Origin of the sequence: Sporocytophaga sp. (genome assembly GCF_017745095.1) — a bacterium.
In the GTDB taxonomy this organism is placed as follows: Bacteria; Bacteroidota; Bacteroidia; order Cytophagales; family Cytophagaceae; genus Sporocytophaga.
This window is the reverse complement of the sequence record NZ_JAGHZZ010000003.1, coordinates 241,366-256,994: the sequence shown is the minus strand read 5'-3', so window position 1 is coordinate 256,994 and position 15,629 is coordinate 241,366. Positions and strand designations below refer to the sequence as shown.

14 protein-coding genes are annotated in these 15,629 nt (G+C 37.3%); 5 read left to right on the top strand and 9 right to left on the bottom strand.

The window, feature by feature from the left end:
- Positions 1 to 30: 30 nt before the first annotated feature.
- The 9 genes from J7604_RS06305 to J7604_RS06265 form a co-directional block, all read right to left on the bottom strand.
- Positions 31 to 1,098 carry a M20 family metallo-hydrolase gene (locus J7604_RS06305; protein ID WP_293892759.1) on the bottom strand — a complete coding sequence of 356 codons (1,068 nt, stop codon included), beginning with the start codon at positions 1,096 to 1,098 and terminating at the stop codon, positions 31 to 33.
- A gap of 309 nt (positions 1,099 to 1,407) precedes the next feature.
- Entirely contained in the window at positions 1,408 to 2,199 is a 792-nt protein-coding gene (gene argB / locus J7604_RS06300) for an acetylglutamate kinase (protein WP_293892756.1), read from the bottom strand.
- Between the two features lie 52 nt (positions 2,200 to 2,251).
- Positions 2,252 to 3,208, bottom strand: a complete 957-nt coding sequence (locus tag J7604_RS06295; protein ID WP_028981397.1) for an N-acetylornithine carbamoyltransferase — start codon at positions 3,206 to 3,208, stop codon at positions 2,252 to 2,254.
- Positions 3,209 to 4,348: an aminotransferase class III-fold pyridoxal phosphate-dependent enzyme gene (locus J7604_RS06290; protein ID WP_293892749.1), complete on the bottom strand. Its 1,140-nt coding sequence runs from the start codon at positions 4,346 to 4,348 to the stop codon at positions 3,209 to 3,211.
- A gap of 30 nt (positions 4,349 to 4,378) precedes the next feature.
- A complete protein-coding gene (locus J7604_RS06285) occupies positions 4,379 to 4,738 on the bottom strand; it encodes a four helix bundle protein (RefSeq protein ID WP_293892746.1) in 360 nt (119 codons plus the stop codon).
- A 34-nt stretch (positions 4,739 to 4,772) separates the two neighbouring features.
- Complete coding sequence (gene argC / locus J7604_RS06280) at positions 4,773 to 5,744, bottom strand: N-acetyl-gamma-glutamyl-phosphate reductase (protein ID WP_293892743.1); 972 nt, start codon at positions 5,742 to 5,744, stop codon at positions 4,773 to 4,775.
- Positions 5,745 to 6,000: 256 nt separating this feature from the next.
- Positions 6,001 to 7,185, bottom strand: a complete 1,185-nt coding sequence (gene argG / locus J7604_RS06275; RefSeq protein WP_293892740.1) for an argininosuccinate synthase — start codon at positions 7,183 to 7,185, stop codon at positions 6,001 to 6,003.
- A gap of 65 nt (positions 7,186 to 7,250) precedes the next feature.
- Entirely contained in the window at positions 7,251 to 7,928 is a 678-nt protein-coding gene (locus J7604_RS06270) for a GNAT family N-acetyltransferase (RefSeq protein ID WP_293892737.1), read from the bottom strand.
- A gap of 580 nt (positions 7,929 to 8,508) precedes the next feature.
- Positions 8,509 to 9,681 carry a hypothetical protein gene (locus tag J7604_RS06265; RefSeq protein WP_293892734.1) on the bottom strand — a complete coding sequence of 391 codons (1,173 nt, stop codon included), beginning with the start codon at positions 9,679 to 9,681 and terminating at the stop codon, positions 8,509 to 8,511.
- Between the two features lie 263 nt (positions 9,682 to 9,944).
- On the opposite strand from J7604_RS06265, the gene thrA reads away from it, so the two are divergent.
- The 5 genes from thrA (at position 9,945) to J7604_RS06240 (ending at position 15,602) form a co-directional block, all read left to right on the top strand.
- Positions 9,945 to 12,410 (top strand): bifunctional aspartate kinase/homoserine dehydrogenase I, encoded by a 2,466-nt coding sequence (gene thrA / locus J7604_RS06260; protein WP_293892731.1) that lies wholly within the window; start codon positions 9,945 to 9,947, stop codon positions 12,408 to 12,410.
- 1 nt (position 12,411) lies between these two features.
- On the top strand, positions 12,412 to 13,344 hold the full coding sequence (locus J7604_RS06255; protein ID WP_293892728.1) for a homoserine kinase: 933 nt from the start codon (positions 12,412 to 12,414) through the stop codon (positions 13,342 to 13,344).
- A 15-nt stretch (positions 13,345 to 13,359) separates the two neighbouring features.
- Positions 13,360 to 14,664, top strand: coding sequence for a threonine synthase (gene thrC / locus J7604_RS06250; protein ID WP_293892725.1), 1,305 nt, complete (start codon positions 13,360 to 13,362; stop codon positions 14,662 to 14,664).
- Positions 14,665 to 14,923: 259 nt separating this feature from the next.
- Positions 14,924 to 15,304: a helix-turn-helix transcriptional regulator gene (locus J7604_RS06245; protein WP_293892722.1), complete on the top strand. Its 381-nt coding sequence runs from the start codon at positions 14,924 to 14,926 to the stop codon at positions 15,302 to 15,304.
- A gap of 106 nt (positions 15,305 to 15,410) precedes the next feature.
- Complete coding sequence (locus J7604_RS06240; RefSeq protein ID WP_028981406.1) at positions 15,411 to 15,602, top strand: cold-shock protein; 192 nt, start codon at positions 15,411 to 15,413, stop codon at positions 15,600 to 15,602.
- The last annotated feature ends 27 nt before the right edge of the window (positions 15,603 to 15,629 follow it).

Sequence of the window (15,629 nt, the reverse complement as noted above, 5' to 3'; positions counted from 1 at the left end):
TAACGAAATTTTAATATCAGATAATTAGAATCAAACAACCAATTCACTTAGAACAGCAATGTATCTGTCGATACCTTCTTCGATTTCAGCCAGCCAGATGAATTCATTCGCTGTATGAGATCTTCCTGAATTTCCTGGTCCCATTTTAACAGAAGGAACTGGAACCAAGGCCTGATCTGAAGTAGTAGGAGAACCGTATGGTTTCGCGCCATATTTTATAGCAGCGTGCACCAAAGGATGTTCAGGATCAATGAAAGATGGTCTCAATCTTACAGATCTTGGTTTCACTTCAGACTCAATGTTTTCTTCTATAATGCGAAGTACATCTTCATTTTTATATTCTTCCGTGATACGGACATCAATGGTGAATGTACAGTTTTCAGGAACTACATTGTGCTGATAACCTGCATTGATGATTGTTACAGACATTTTCATCGGACCAAGGTGAGGAGACACTTTCTCAAACTTGTAATTTCTGATCCATTCAATGTCTTTTAATGCTTTATAGATTGCATTGTCACCTTCTTCACGGGCAGCATGACCTGCTTTTCCTTTGGCAACACAGTCAAGAACCATAAGACCTTTTTCAGCAACAGCAATGTCCATCAATGTTGGTTCTCCAACTATAGCAAAATCAATAGGGCCAAGGTCAGGATAAACAAGCTCTAGTCCGTCAAAGCCTGAAATTTCTTCTTCTGCAGTAGCAGCTACAACAAAATTGTATTTCAGGTTTTCTTTGTCGTAAAAATGCATGAATGTCGCCATAAGCGAAACCAGGCACCCCCCTGCATCATTGCTTCCTAAACCAAATAACTTCCCATCTTTTACAATTGGATCGAAAGGATCGTTTGTATAGCCGGGATTTGGCTTAACAGTATCGTGGTGAGAATTAAGAAGAATCGTAGGCTTGTTTGGATCATAGTTTTTATTAAATGCCCAAACATTGTTCTTCTTTCTGTGAGTCGGGACTCCTCTGTCTTCAAAAAAACGGTTTAACAATTCCGCAGTTTTGTCTTCCTGCTTGCTGAAGGACTCTATTCTTATCAGTCCCTTTAGTAGCTCCAGAGCGTCTTTTTTTAATTTATCCCTATCAAACATAAAAATTTGTAGTTTAAAATGTAAAGGAATTGTGCCTTTACTTTATTTATTAAATGATTTATTCTCTATACTGTGGCCTGTCCCTCGACAGGCTATCACTAATGTTATCTACTTTACTATTTGTTTAAACTAAACTTATAGTCGTTAATTAATTATGAGCTCTGAATTGTGTCCTGTCAGGGGACAGGCCACGGAGCATGTTTCCGCATGACTCAGATCCTTCGCAGAGCTCAGGATGACAAAGGAACGCTAATTGCTCTTTCAACTTTCGACTTTAAACTTTCGACTTTAAACTTTCAGCTTTCAGCTTTAAGCTTTCAAAACCGTTCCCGCTTGCACAGACTGATTCACTATAGAAACAATATCATCGGCATGACAAATGATTACAGACTTAACACCTGCTTTAATAGCATCAAAGGAGTTATCCATTTTTGGAATCATGCCTTTTGCAATAACACCATCTTGCTTCAATTGACTGTATTTCTCAGTATCAATAGATGAAATTACAGAGTTTTTGTCGTTTATATCCTGAAGGACACCTTTTAATTCAAAACAATAAACTAGGCTTACATCAAAAGACTTGGAAAGTGCAACAGCAAGTGTAGAAGCAACTGTATCAGCATTGGTGTTCAGCATGTTTCCTTTACCATCATGAGTAAGAGGAGCTATAACTGGAGTCAGGCCGGAAGAAATCAAAGTTGCCAAAGGTGCAGCGTCAATTTTTTCAACGTCTCCGACAAAACCATAGTCTATGTCATTTTTAACAGGGCGCTTGCTGGCAAGCATGATGTTTGCATCAGCACCCGTAAGACCTATTGCATTGGTTCCCATTGACTGAAGTTGGCTTACAACCTTTTTATTGATCAATCCGCCATAAACCATAGTGACAATTTTCAAAGTCTCCGCATCTGTGATCCTTCTGCCATCGACCATTTGAGCTTCGATACCAAGACCCTTACTTATTTCAGTAGCTACTTTTCCTCCACCATGGACAAGGATTTTATTCGCCTTCAATGAAGAAAGATCTCTAAGAAATTTTTGAAGTGTCTTATCATCGTCAATGACATTGCCACCTATTTTTATGATGTAAAGTTTATCCATCGTTAAGTTTTAAGTGATAAGTTGTAAGTTTTAAGAACTCAGCTTATTACTTTTAAAAATTATCCTCTAATATTTTTTTCAGTACAGCCTGCGCAGACCATACCCTGTTGCCAGCCTGCTGGATCACAACGGAGTTCGGGCTATCTATTACCGCATCAGAAACAATGACATTTCTTCTTACAGGCAGGCAGTGCATGAATTTAGCCTGATTGGTAAGCTTCATTTTCTCAGGGCTGATCATCCAGCTTTTATCTTTGGAAATGATATTACCATAGTACTTATATGAAGACCAGTTCTTTGCATATACAAAGTCTGCACCTTCAAGAGCCTCATTTTGATTATAGGTAATCTTAGCTCCTTGTGTAAATTTAGGATCTAGCTCATACCCCTCGGGATGTGTAATTACAAGGTCTACATTGGCAGCCGGATGATTCATCCATTCCGCAAATGAATTAGGAACTGCTTGAGGAAGCGCCTTAGGATGAGCTGCCCATGTAAGCACTACTTTTGGTCTTGCTGTTTTTTTAAGTTCATTAATCGTGATCAAATCAGCAAGAGACTGCAACGGATGACGCGTTGCAGATTCAAGGCTTACTACTGGAACTCCTGAATAGGTTATAAATTTCTGTATAACTTCTTCTTTGTAATCTGTATCCTTATCATTAAGGCTTGGGAATGATCTGATACCAATAATATCGCAATATTGACCTATTACAGCAGCTGCTTCTTTAATATGCTCGCTAGTATCTCCGTCCATCACCACATTATCTCTGATCTCAAGATTCCAGCTATCCTGACCAACGTTCATGTCCATAACCCTTAGAGTAAGGTTATGAGCAGCCTTTTGAGTGCTCAAACGTGTTCTTAGACTTGGGTTGAAGAATATCAGGCCAAGGGTTTTATTCCGACCGAGATTCGCATGCTTTAATGGATCGTGCTTAAGTTCAAGTGCAAGGTTGACAAGAGCTGTTACATCATCTACATCATGAACAGAGGTAAAATTTCTCATTTATTTAACAAGCATTTTAGACATTACAGATTTGAAAGCTTTTAAGAATAAGTCTGCTTCTTCTTTAGTGATATTTAAAGCAGGAAGTATTCTCATCGTATTTTTGTCAGAAGATGATCCTGTGAATATTTTGTGATCGTCAAGAAGTGAATTTCTCACGCCAGCGCAAGGAATTTCAAGTTCAACACCAATCATTAATCCAAGACCTCTTATTTCTTTTACTCCGGATACCTTTTTCAATTCAGTCATAAGGTAATTACCTATGTTTTCTGAATTTGAAAGAAGGTTTTCATCTTTAATCACATCCAGCACTGCAATACCAGCCGCACATGCTAAATGATTTCCACCGAAAGTTGTGCCAAGCATTCCATGTACAGCTTTGAATTCAGGACTGATCAATACACCTGCGATAGGGAATCCATTACCCATTCCTTTGGCAACTGTGATAAGGTCCGCTTTTACTCCTGAATACTGATGTGCGAAGAATTTACCGCTTCTTCCGTATCCAGACTGCACTTCATCAAGGATTAAAACGGCTTTGAATTTTTTACAAAGTTCATCTATCTTTTTAAGGAAAGGAGTACTTGGAATCTGCACGCCTCCAACACCTTGTATTCCTTCGATGATAACAGCTGCAACATCTTCATTCATGTTCTTTTCAAATGCCTCAATATCATTGAAAGGAAGGAATTGAATATTTTCAGTTTTATTTACCGGAGCTTGCATAGAGCTACCGTCAGTAGCAGCAACTGCAAGAGAAGTTCTACCATGGAAGCTCTTGCTGAAGCTGATGATTTTTTTTCTTCCTGTATGGAAAGAAGCAAGTTTCAAAGCGTTCTCATTTGCCTCCGCTCCTGAGTTTACAAGGAAAAGGTCGTAATTGTCGTATCCAGAAAGCTTACCTAGTTTTTCAGCAAGTTCACGTTGCACAGATATTACAACAGAGTTGGAATAAAAGGCAATGTTATTTAACTGTTCAGTAATCTTTTTTACATAATGTGGATGCGTATGACCGATAGAAATAACGGCATGACCGCCATAAAGGTCCAGGTATTCGTTACCTTGTTTGTCCCAAAGCTTGATTCCCTGAGCTTTTACAGGCTCCACATTAAGGAGAGGATAGACGTCGAATAGTTTCATACTTAAGTTGTAAGTTATAAGTTATAAGTATTAAGTAGTTTGCCTTACCTTTTTAATAAAAGAAATAAGCATGGCTTTTACCTCATTAACTTCCTGGTTCAATTCTTCAAATAAATCTTGAGTCAGGTATTTCAAATCCTTTGAAAGGAGTAATAAATATTCAGTTTCATTAGCAGATCCCAAAGATATTTGCAGAAAATTTGCGAAGTCAGCATTGGTGCGCCTTCCACAGCCTTCCGCTATATTACAAGGAATTGATGCCCCAGCTCGCCTCAATTGACTTACAAGATTGAATAATTCCGATTTGGGAAAGACTTCAGTAGCTTTATAGATTTTAAGCGTTAAACTATGAGCTTTTTGCCACACTATTAATTCCTTATAGTCTTGCATAATTACTTATAACTTACAACTTATAACTTAAAACTCAGAAGGCTGCTGCCTTTAGTCTTAATCCTTCCGTTTCGTCCAGCCCAAACAATAAGTTCATATTCTGAACTGCTTGTCCTGAAGCCCCCTTTAGAAGATTGTCAATCATGCTCACGATCAGCAGATAGTTATCATGCTTTTCGATGTAGATGATTGTATTGTTAGTGTTCACAACTTGTTTTAGATCCGGATTTACTTTGCTTACATGAGTAAAGGGATGTGAGGCATAATAGTTCTCATATATAGCATAAGCTTCTTCCTGAGTCAAAGTTGACTTCACATGAAGTGTGGCGAATATGCCTCTTGTAAAGTCACCACGGAAAGGAATAAAGTTGATCGCCTTATCCATTCCTGGCTGAAGTATTCTTAAGCTCTGTTTGATTTCTTTTAAATGCTGGTGATTAAAAGCCTTGTAAATAGACATGTTGTTGTTTCTCCAGCTAAAGTGAGAAGTTGCAGAAAGACTTTGGCCTGCTCCTGTAGAACCTGTTATAGCAGAAATATGAACTTCGTCCTGAATCAAACCTTTTAAAGCAAGAGGAAGGAGACCAAGCTGAATACATGTTGCGAAGCAGCCTGGGTTCGCAATATGATGTCCTTTTTTGATCTTCTCTCTCTGAAGTTCTGGTAATCCGTAGATAAAGTCGTTGCCTTCTTTAGCGATACGGAAATCCTGGCTAAGGTCAATTATTTTGATTGTTGATGCAATCTTGTTTTCTGCAAGGAATTTGGATGCGTCGCCATGACCCACGCAAAGAAATAAAACATCAATTGCGTCAGATAGTGTAGAAGAAAATTTCAGATCAGTAACGCCTAGAAGGTCAGTATGAACCTGAGAGATCAGATTTCCAGCGTTACTGTTGCTGTGTACAAAAGCAATTTCAACAGAAGGATGGAAGACAAGGATTCTTAAAAGTTCACCACCTGTGTATCCGGCAGCACCGACAATTCCTACTTTAATCTTTTTCATGATTTTAAAAACGTAAAGCTTAAAGCAAAAAGCTGAAAGAGTTTTTATTCAGTTTTAGCTTTAAGCTTTAAAATGATTTATTATAAATGACCTCTGACTTTATGTGGTGTCAGGTCTTTCGACATGACACGTTTAAATCTGATTACCTGATTCAATCCCATCTCTTTCGTTATGGAACGAAGTGTCGGCTCGAAAGAGCCGACACCACAGGCACTATTAGCTTTTACCTTTCGGCTTTAAGCTTTTCGCTTCCAGCTTAATTATTCACTTTGTGGAAAATCATCGTCTGATTTCCGAAGATTTTAGAGAAACCTTTCACATCTTCACCAGACCATGCATTGTTCATTTCACCGTAGCTTCCGAATTTAGAAGACATAAGGTCATGAGAAGACTCTATACCGATAACATGGAATCTGTATGGAGCAAGGTATACTTTCACTTTACCAGAAACAAATTTTTGAGAATCATCAAGGAATTGCTCGATGTTTCTCATAACCGGCTCCAGGAATTGGCCTTCGTGAACAAAGTTTCCATACCAGCCGGAAAGTTGCTCTTTCCAATAGGTCTGCCATTTTGTTAAAGTATGCTTCTCAAGCGTATGGTGAGCTTTGATGATTACCATTGGAGCTGCAGCTTCAAAGCCAACACGTCCTTTTATACCGATGATAGTGTCACCAACGTGAATATCTCTACCGATTCCAAATGGAGCGGCGATGTCATTCAATTTAAGAATAGCATCTACAGGAGAAAGCTTCTGGCCATTAATACCAACAAGTTCACCTTTTTCAAAAGTTAACTCTACTTCTTCTGCAGCAGTTTTTGTAACCTGAGTAGGGAATGCAGCTTCAGGAAGATATTGACCTGATGTAAGAGTCTCTTTTCCTCCAACACTTGTTCCCCAGATTCCTTTATTGATAGAGTAAGCGGCTTTGGTCCAGTCAGAAACAACACCTTTTGATTTCAGATATTCGATTTCAGCCTCTCTTGAAAGCTTCATGTCTCTGATAGGAGTGATGATACCTACGTTAGGAATCAGAATATTAAAGATCATGTCAAAACGTACCTGATCATTTCCTGCTCCCGTACTGCCATGAGCTACAAAGTCAGCATTTACCTGCTTGCAATAATCGGCTATTGCAGTTGCCTGAAATACACGTTCAGCACTTACTGAAAGAGGGTAGGTATTATTTTTTAGGATGTTACCGAATATGAGGTACTTAACACAATCTTTGTAGAATTTGTCAACCACATCAAGGGTAACGTGGGTTTTTACGCCCAATTTGTAAGCTTTAGCTTCTATTTCTTTAAGCTCTTCCTTTGTGAAACCACCTGTATTGACGATGGCGGAATGAATCTCAAGACCTTTCTCTTCTGAAAGATATTTTACACAATAGGAGGTGTCGAGCCCTCCGCTAAAAGCCAGTACTACTTTCTTACTCATTAGTGAAAATGCTTAATTGAGCTTTAAATTTAAAGATAAATTTTAAAAACAGGACAAAGGCGACATTAATTTGTCGCCTTTGCTGTAGAAAAAAGAGTCAATACTTTTGAAGACATCTTTAAAGCTTTGAGAAGCTTATGATTTTTTAGGCTTTGAAAACGCTCGTAGAGTTTGGATTTTTTTACAAAATCCCATTTTTTCTTATTCTTTTCTTCCGGATCGTAAAGCATTCCTGTGCAAAGACAGTTTTTGTAATTCTTGCTTTCCAGTATTTGAAAGTTTACGCAGCTTTGACAACCTTTCCAGAAGGTTTCATCATCTGTAAGCTCTGAAAATGTAACCGGACGGTAACCTAATTCAGAGTTGATTTTCATGACAGCAGCACTTGTCGTAAGGCCGAAAAGCTTTGCGTCAGGATATTTTTTTCTGGATAGCTCAAATGCCTTCTCTTTGATCTTGGTCGCAAGGCCTTCTTTTCTGAATTCCGGCGATACGATAAGACCAGAATTGGCTACATATTTATTATGAGACCAGGTTTCTATATAGCAAAAGCCGGCAAATCTACCATCTTTAGTGGTGGCGATAACGGCTTTGCCTTCTTCCATTTTTTTCTTTATATATTCAGGATTTCTCTTAGCTATACCGGTACCACGCGCCTTGGCACTTTCTTCCATTTCTTTACAGATTGCCTCTGCAAGAACTTTATGTTTTTCCCCAGCAATAGTTACAATAAAATCAGCCATTTTTTCTGCTCAGATAAATAAATTAATAAAACTAACCCTGGCTTATTATTACAAAGCCCTTTTTAAATTTTAAAATGAGTAAAGTGAATTGAGAGCAGAATTACCACATGGGTAATTCAAGAGGTATACCGGCCTAAGGCCTGGGGTTCCTGAATGGTAAAATTCTTCCTGCACCCATGGTTGTGGGAGTAGAGATGAGGTTAGAATATATAAAAGTATTTACCATTTCTTATTAATGAAAGAAAGCACGAATTTAAGTTAAAATGCAGATTTTTCAAAAAGAGTTCAATGAAAATCTACAAAAATATAACGCTAAATATCGCAATACTGTTTATATTAACATTTTAGCAATAACGATCCTCTCATTATCAATTACTTTCTTCTTGCGGACTATCGAGTCTTTTATAAAGCTTCAATGGTATAAATTGTATACTAAGGATGATAAGCGATATACCTTTGGTAAAATGAACAAAGGTTGCTCTGGAATCAACACCTATCAATGTTGCTTTACCTGAAGTTCCTAAAAGCTGGTTAAATTTTTATTTCCTTTAATGATTTCTTCAAATTTTCCATCTTGCTGTTATTTTCTCAGAATCTCTTTTTTAGATACAAGGACATATGCATTCATTGCTGTGTTCCTGTTATCTGTGTTCAATTTAATTTTCCAAAGAAATCGCTCCGCTTGTGAGACTAAGGGTACTTCACAAATAAACTCCATGGTTCTGGTCTCTCCGGGACGCAGGCTTTTATAGTTATTTCCATCAATTGTGGTAATTCCATCCGGGATGGCCAATTCATGCATCTGGTTTCCAAAATTATCTTGTACGCTTATGTCTCCTTTTAATGACAACTTTTCCTTCGGACAAAAGAATTCCTGGTTACATTGGTTGGCAATTTTGCAAGTAAGAATAAAGTATTGTTCATCACTGGTTAATTCTCTCGACTTTTCTCCAGGCGTGTGATCCAATAAAAATTTTACAGGTCTGATCTGTGCTGACAGTGCTGTTATTTCAAGATTCCCCATCTTCATGGTTTGTCCCAGCATAAGAGTTTGTTGCATAATGTTTTGAATGTCAGATACCTGTTTGGAAATATGCTTACCTTCAGCAGAATCTTTAATTTTCAGCAGCGAAAGAGCTTCCTCAAAGCGCAATTCTTTGATCGCTTTTGAAATCTTTTCCTCAAGTTTTTGATTTTTTACCCAATTTTTTTTCGTTGATTTCTTTTTGCTGAAATTCAGACAGATTTTATAATCGTTTTTTTCAGGTACAACTTTAAAAATCTTTTCTTCTGAAGTAACTACTACCGGTTTTTCTTCCATCAGGCTAAAAAGCGCATTTTCAGGATCTGGCATTTTTTCCTCATTTCCACTGATAGAGTTTAACATAAAAAAGCCTAGTTCTCTCATAATTTCCTCTGCATCGGGCTTGTATAGTTTTGTGAATACTATTAATGTGTCTGCTTTTTTCTCAGTTCTTAGAATTTCATATTTGTATTGCTTCCTTACATTTTTTGGGAGTTTTTTCTTTAGATAATTTTTTCTATTTATTTCTCTTATGAATAACTCTCTTGTTTTAAGTTTTTGATCTTCAGATGAAATAAGCTCGTAAGCATCATCAGGCTCAGACCCAATGTAGGTTAAGTCAAGATAGTTTTTAACGACATCTTCCGGTTTTCTGTGACAACCACTAAAGCCCACAATATTTGATATTACAAAAAATATGTATAAATAAAGCTGTATTTTTTTTTCCATAACTATTAAAAATGACCAATCGCATTCTTCCTCCTTATAGAAGAACTCTAAAAAAATAATTAATGTTAAGGCGTATTGTATAGTATTGAAAACTACACCGATATATAGTGGCCCAGAGAGATTTTTTTGATTACAAGAAATATTTTATTAGTTGGCTGGCAGGAATTTGAATTAAAAAAACTAAAAACTTGGGATGGGAGGTTCAAAATCTTAACTTTGCCCGATTATTTATTGGATAAATTGTAATTCGGAATCTAGAGGTAATGAAAATTTTAAAGTTTGGCGGGACTTCAGTTGGAACTGCAGATAGTATCAGAAAAGTAGTAGATATTCTACTTTCTTATAAAAAAAAGAAGCAGGAATTTTCCGTAGTTTTTTCGGCAATGTCGGGAATTACCAATCAGCTGATTGAGGTAAGCAAAAAAGCTGCTGAAAGTGATGAAGACTATCATGCAATTCTTAAATCCATTGAGAATAAGCATATCAATGCGGTAAAGTCGCTTATCGATATAAAAGTACAGAGCAAAGTGGTGGCCCATATCAAAATGCTCACCAATGAGCTTGAAGACCTTCTGCATGGTGTATTTCTTCTGAAAGAACTTTCGCCAAGAACAACTGATCTTGTTGCAAGCTTCGGAGAGAGAATGTCGACCTACATTGTTTCCGAGTTTATGAAACAATCAGGCCTTGATACTGAGTTTTGTGATGCGCGTAAACTGATTGTTACGGATAATAATTTTGGTGCTGCGATAATTGACTTCAAAGCAACAGATAAAAATATAAAAGAGCATTTTAAGGCTACGAAAAAAATCCAAGCCATTACAGGTTTCATCAGTTCCACTGTTAAAGGGGAAACTACAACATTAGGTCGCGGAGGCTCGGACTATACAGCTTCTGTATTTGGCGCTGCTCTGGGAGCCGAAGAAATTGAAATCTGGACAGATGTTGATGGTGTCATGACTGCAGATCCTAAGAAAGTTAAAGGAGCATTTACGCTTCCCGCGATTTCTTATGTGGAAGCAATGGAAATGTCACATTTCGGTGCTAAGGTTATTTATCCTCCGACATTACAGCCTGCCTTTAATAAAAAAATTGCTATCTGGATCAAAAATACTTTCAATCCGGAATTTGAAGGAACGTACATAAGCGCTAAAACCAAAGCCAACGATTTTCTGATTAAAGGAATCAGCTCAATTCGTGAGATCGCATTGATAAGTCTTCAAGGCAGCGGTATGATGGGTGTGCCAGGTGTTTCTGCTCGTTTGTTTGGTTCATTAGCTAAGAAAAAAATCAACGTAATATTGATTACGCAGGCTTCTTCTGAGTATTCTATCTGTTTTGCAGTAGAACCTAAAGAGGCAGAATACGCAGCTGAGTTGATCAATGAAGAATTTGCCAACGAAATTCAGGCAAAGAAAATTGATAATGCAATAGTGGAATATGACTTGTCTATTATTGCGATTATCGGTGAAAATATGAGAAATACTCCAGGTATAGCGGGGAAATTCTTTGCATCACTTGGTAAAAACGGTGTTAACATTCGTGCAATTGCTCAGGGCTCTTCGGAGTTAAATCTTTCTGTTGTTATCGGCGAGCATGATTTATCTAAAGCATTAAACTCTCTGCACGAATCATTCTTCTTGTCTGACATCCGCACATTAAATGTGTTTGTGGTAGGTCTGGGACTGATAGGAAGTACTCTTTTGAAACAGATACAAAAGCAATCTTCTCAATTGCTTAAAGAAAGACTTTTAAAGATCAATATCATTGGAATTGCGAACAGCAAGAAGATGTTGATAGATGAAAATGGGATTAATCTGAAAGACTGGAATGGCAAGCTTGAGAAAGACGGAGAGAAGATGAAGATGTCTGCTTTTGTTGAGAAAATGAAAAATCTGAACCTTCAGAATTCAGTATTCGTGGACTCTACATCCAGCAAAGATGTTGTAGAGCATTATGAAGATATACTCAATACAAGCATTTCCATCGTTACTCCTAATAAACTGGCAAACTCTGGATTATATAAAGATTATCAAAAGATTCAGTCTGCTGCCTTTAAGCATGGGGTAAAATTCCTTTATGAAACAAACGTGGGAGCAGGGCTTCCGGTCATCAATACACTGAAGGATCTTAAATACAGTGGAGATAAGATCTTGAAAATTGAAGGTATCCTTTCTGGTACGCTTTCATTTATCTTTAACACATTCAAGGAAGGTACAAAATTCAGTGAAGTAGTTAAAGAAGCTAAGGAAAAAGGATATACAGAGCCAGACCCAAGAGATGATCTTAACGGTATGGACGTAGCAAGAAAGATTCTAATATTGGCAAGAGAAGCAAATTACGAGCTGGAAATTGCTGATGTGAATGTGGAGAATATCCTTCCTGAGCCTTGCAGAAAGGCTAAGACCATCGAAGATTTCTTTGTTCAACTTGAGAAGAACAATGATGTTTTCTCCGCAAGAAGAGATGAGGCTGCAAAAAAAGGTAACGTTTTAAGGTTTATCGCTACTCTTGAAAACGGTAAAGCAAGAGTAAGTCTTGAATCTGTTGGAACGACTCATCCATTCTACTCCTTAAGTGGAAGTGATAATATGATCGCTTTTACAACAGAGCGATATAAGGACAGACCTTTAGTTATTAAAGGTCCAGGAGCAGGGGCAGAAGTAACTGCTGCCGGCGTTTTTGCTGAAATCATCAGCATAAGCAATTATTTGAAAAGTTTTGTCTAGTATGAAAGATAGTATAAAAGTATTTGCCCCTGCTACAGTGGCAAATGTGGCTTGTGGGTTTGATGTGCTTGGCTTTGCGGTCGAGAACCCAGGTGACGAAGTAGTACTTACTAAAAAATCTACACCGGGCGTAAAGATTACAACTATTACTGGTGACGAAGGGAGACTAACGAAAGATGCAGATAAAAATACCGTTGGTGTTGCTGTATCTCGTTTTCTAAACCATCTTCAGTCAGATGCAGGTATTGAAATTACCTTGCATAAAAAAATGCCTCTTGGAAGCGGACTTGGCTCAAGCGCAGCAAGTGCAGTGGCTGGGGTGTTTGCAGTGAATCAATTATTAGGCATGCCACTTAACCAGCAGGAATTGCTCCCATTCGCCATGGAAGGAGAAAGAATTGCCTGTGGTAGCGCACATGCGGATAACGTTGCTCCTTCATTGCTGGGTGGTTTTGTCTTGATCAGAAGTTATGATCCTCTGGATGTGATCAAAATTCCAACTCCTGCAAATTTATATTCTACCATCATTCACCCTCAGGTGGAAGTTCAGACGAAAGATGCCCGTGAAATACTGAAGAAACAGATTCCTCTAAGAGATGCTGTTACTCAGTGGGGAAACGTAGGAGGACTAATTGCAGGCCTAATGCTCTCTGATTACCAGCTAATAGGAAGATCCATGAAAGATGTGATCGTAGAGCCGATAAGAGCAATCTTAATTCCTGGTTTTGAAGATGTGAAGCAAGCAGCTTTAAGTGCGGGAGCGCTAGGTTGTGGAATCTCAGGTTCCGGCCCATCAATATTTGCGCTTAGTACTTCAGAAGAAATCGCTCATAAAGTAGGTAATGAGATGCAAAAAGTGCTTAACTCAATCAATATAGGGAGCGAAGTTTATATTTCTAAAATCAATAATTCAGGTCCACAAATACTGGACTAAAATTGTCAATATAAAATGAGATTATACAGTACCAATCGTTCTGCAGCTGAAGTATCTTTTAAAGAAGCTGTATTTAAAGGTTTGCCTGATGATAACGGTCTATTTATGCCGGTATCTATTCCTCAGTTGCCATCATCTTTTTTTGATACCATAGATAAGCTTTCCTTTCAGGAAATTGCTTTTCAGGTTACAAAAACTTTGATCGGAGATGAAATTCCTGATGCAGATCTGAAAAAGATTATTGACGATGTACTATCATTCGACGCTCCACTTGTTAAGGTAGAGGATAATATTTTCGTTCTTGAATTATTTCATGGTCCTTCTCTTGCATTCAAAGATTTTGGAGCAAGATTCATGGCTAAGATCATGTCTTATTTCCTTCAAAAGGAAAAAAAGGAAATTCACATATTGGTAGCAACTTCAGGCGATACTGGTAGCGCTGTAGCTCAAGGATTTCTTGGAATGCCAGGAATTAAAGTTACTATTTTGTACCCAAGCAAAAAAGTAAGCGATATACAGGAAAAACAATTAACGACTTTAGGGCAGAATATTACTGCACTTGAAGTCGATGGTACATTTGATGACTGTCAAAGACTGGTTAAAGAAGCCTTTTTAGATAAAGAACTTAACAGCAAAATAAATCTATCTTCAGCAAATAGCATAAACATAAGCAGATTGATCCCTCAGTCATTTTACTATTTTTATGCTTATGCAAAACTGAAATCATTAGGTCTTCCAGTTGTATTCTCTACACCTAGCGGAAACTTTGGTAACCTTTGTGGTGGACTGATTGCAAAGAGAATGGGCTTACCTGTTCAAAAGTATATTGCTTCCACCAATGCAAATGATGTAGTACCGGAATTCCTTGAAACGGGAATTTTCAAAGCTCGTCCTTCTGTAGCTACTATTTCAAATGCAATGGATGTCGGAAATCCTAGCAACTACGCAAGACTTGTGGAGCTTTACGGGAAGGATCTTGAGGCGATTAAGAAAGATATCTTTGGAACAAGATACAATGATGAGGAAACTGCTCAGGCAATTGAGAAAGTCTATAAAGCTGGTGGTTATATTATGGACCCTCACGGGGCGGTTGCTTATCTTGGATTAAAAGAATATGCTAAAACAACGGGAGAAAAATTTGCAGGTGTATTTCTGGCCACTGCCCACCCAAGCAAATTTATTGAGGTTGTTGAAGATATTATTAATAAAAAAATAGAACTTCCTGAGCGTCTTCAGGCGGTTGTTAACAAGAAAAAAGAAGCATTTCCATTAACTTCTGACTTCTCTAATTTGAAATCTTATTTACTAAAATCAATGTAATTTTTACAAAGATTTAACATATTTTACAAGGACGGGTAAATTTCTGATGGAAATCTACCCGTTTTTTTATCTATATCATCCTCAATGCTTTTTAACTGAATTTTAATTTTTAACTATTTGTTCTTTATTCAGCACAGGAATAAAAAGAAATCAGAAGCTTAAAAAGCCTACAAGGCAACTCTCTCAGGTATTTAAACTCTTGTATTAGTCTTTTTATGCCCTGTTATAGGATAATTCCATTATTTAAATTTGTTATTCAGTGAGCGGTGTTGTACTAAATATAAAATCAATTCGGAAGCAAAAGGGAATAAGTCAGGAGTATCTAGCCTATCAACTAGGAATTGACTATTCAACTTATGGTAAAATTGAACGCGGAGCGATCTCTCTAACTGTTGATCGTCTGGAAAAAATAGCTTCCATTTTAGAAGTTACTGTTGAAGATATCTTTAAATGGAGAGCTGAATCTTCTGAAAAAGAGGATATTATGAAGGCTTTATCAGATCAGAAAAATCTCAATGAGCAATTGATACAGGAAAATGAGCGTATGAAAAAGGAGGTTGATCTACTAAAACAGCAGCTGTCAGATAAGGAAAAAATTATCTTTTTGCTTGAAAATAAGCTGAATAAAGGAGGGGATTAAAAAAAGTCTCTCCTTTAAAAATATTTTTTTTGATGTAATTTTTTTGTCGATTTGTAGGGATCTATTAAATATTTTTTTAACTTTAGGGAAATTAATTACTTATTTTATGAATACAGGTACAATCAAATTCTTCAATGAGAGCAAAGGTTATGGTTTCATTAAAGATGAAAGTTCAAACCAGGAAATTTTTGTTCATGTGACAGGTCTTGAGGACAAAGTAAAGCAAAATGATAAAGTTGCTTTCAAGGTAGTAGATGGCAAAAAAGGCCTTAGCGCGGTGAATGTAAAGAAAATATAAATTATTTTATTTACACAGACAAAAGAA

Coding starts and splice junctions, on each gene's coding strand:
- J7604_RS06305 (WP_293892759.1), bottom strand. CDS start 1,098: ATGTTTGATAGGGATAAATTAAAAAAAGACGCTCTGGAGCTACTAAAG.
- argB (WP_293892756.1), bottom strand. CDS start 2,199: ATGGATAAACTTTACATCATAAAAATAGGTGGCAATGTCATTGACGAT.
- J7604_RS06295 (WP_028981397.1), bottom strand. CDS start 3,208: ATGAGAAATTTTACCTCTGTTCATGATGTAGATGATGTAACAGCTCTT.
- J7604_RS06290 (WP_293892749.1), bottom strand. CDS start 4,348: ATGAAACTATTCGACGTCTATCCTCTCCTTAATGTGGAGCCTGTAAAA.
- J7604_RS06285 (WP_293892746.1), bottom strand. CDS start 4,738: ATGCAAGACTATAAGGAATTAATAGTGTGGCAAAAAGCTCATAGTTTA.
- argC (WP_293892743.1), bottom strand. CDS start 5,744: ATGAAAAAGATTAAAGTAGGAATTGTCGGTGCTGCCGGATACACAGGT.
- argG (WP_293892740.1), bottom strand. CDS start 7,185: ATGAGTAAGAAAGTAGTACTGGCTTTTAGCGGAGGGCTCGACACCTCC.
- J7604_RS06270 (WP_293892737.1), bottom strand. CDS start 7,928: ATGGCTGATTTTATTGTAACTATTGCTGGGGAAAAACATAAAGTTCTT.
- J7604_RS06265 (WP_293892734.1), bottom strand. CDS start 9,681: ATGGAAAAAAAAATACAGCTTTATTTATACATATTTTTTGTAATATCA.
- thrA (WP_293892731.1), top strand. CDS start 9,945: ATGAAAATTTTAAAGTTTGGCGGGACTTCAGTTGGAACTGCAGATAGT.
- J7604_RS06255 (WP_293892728.1), top strand. CDS start 12,412: ATGAAAGATAGTATAAAAGTATTTGCCCCTGCTACAGTGGCAAATGTG.
- thrC (WP_293892725.1), top strand. CDS start 13,360: ATGAGATTATACAGTACCAATCGTTCTGCAGCTGAAGTATCTTTTAAA.
- J7604_RS06240 (WP_028981406.1), top strand. CDS start 15,411: ATGAATACAGGTACAATCAAATTCTTCAATGAGAGCAAAGGTTATGGT.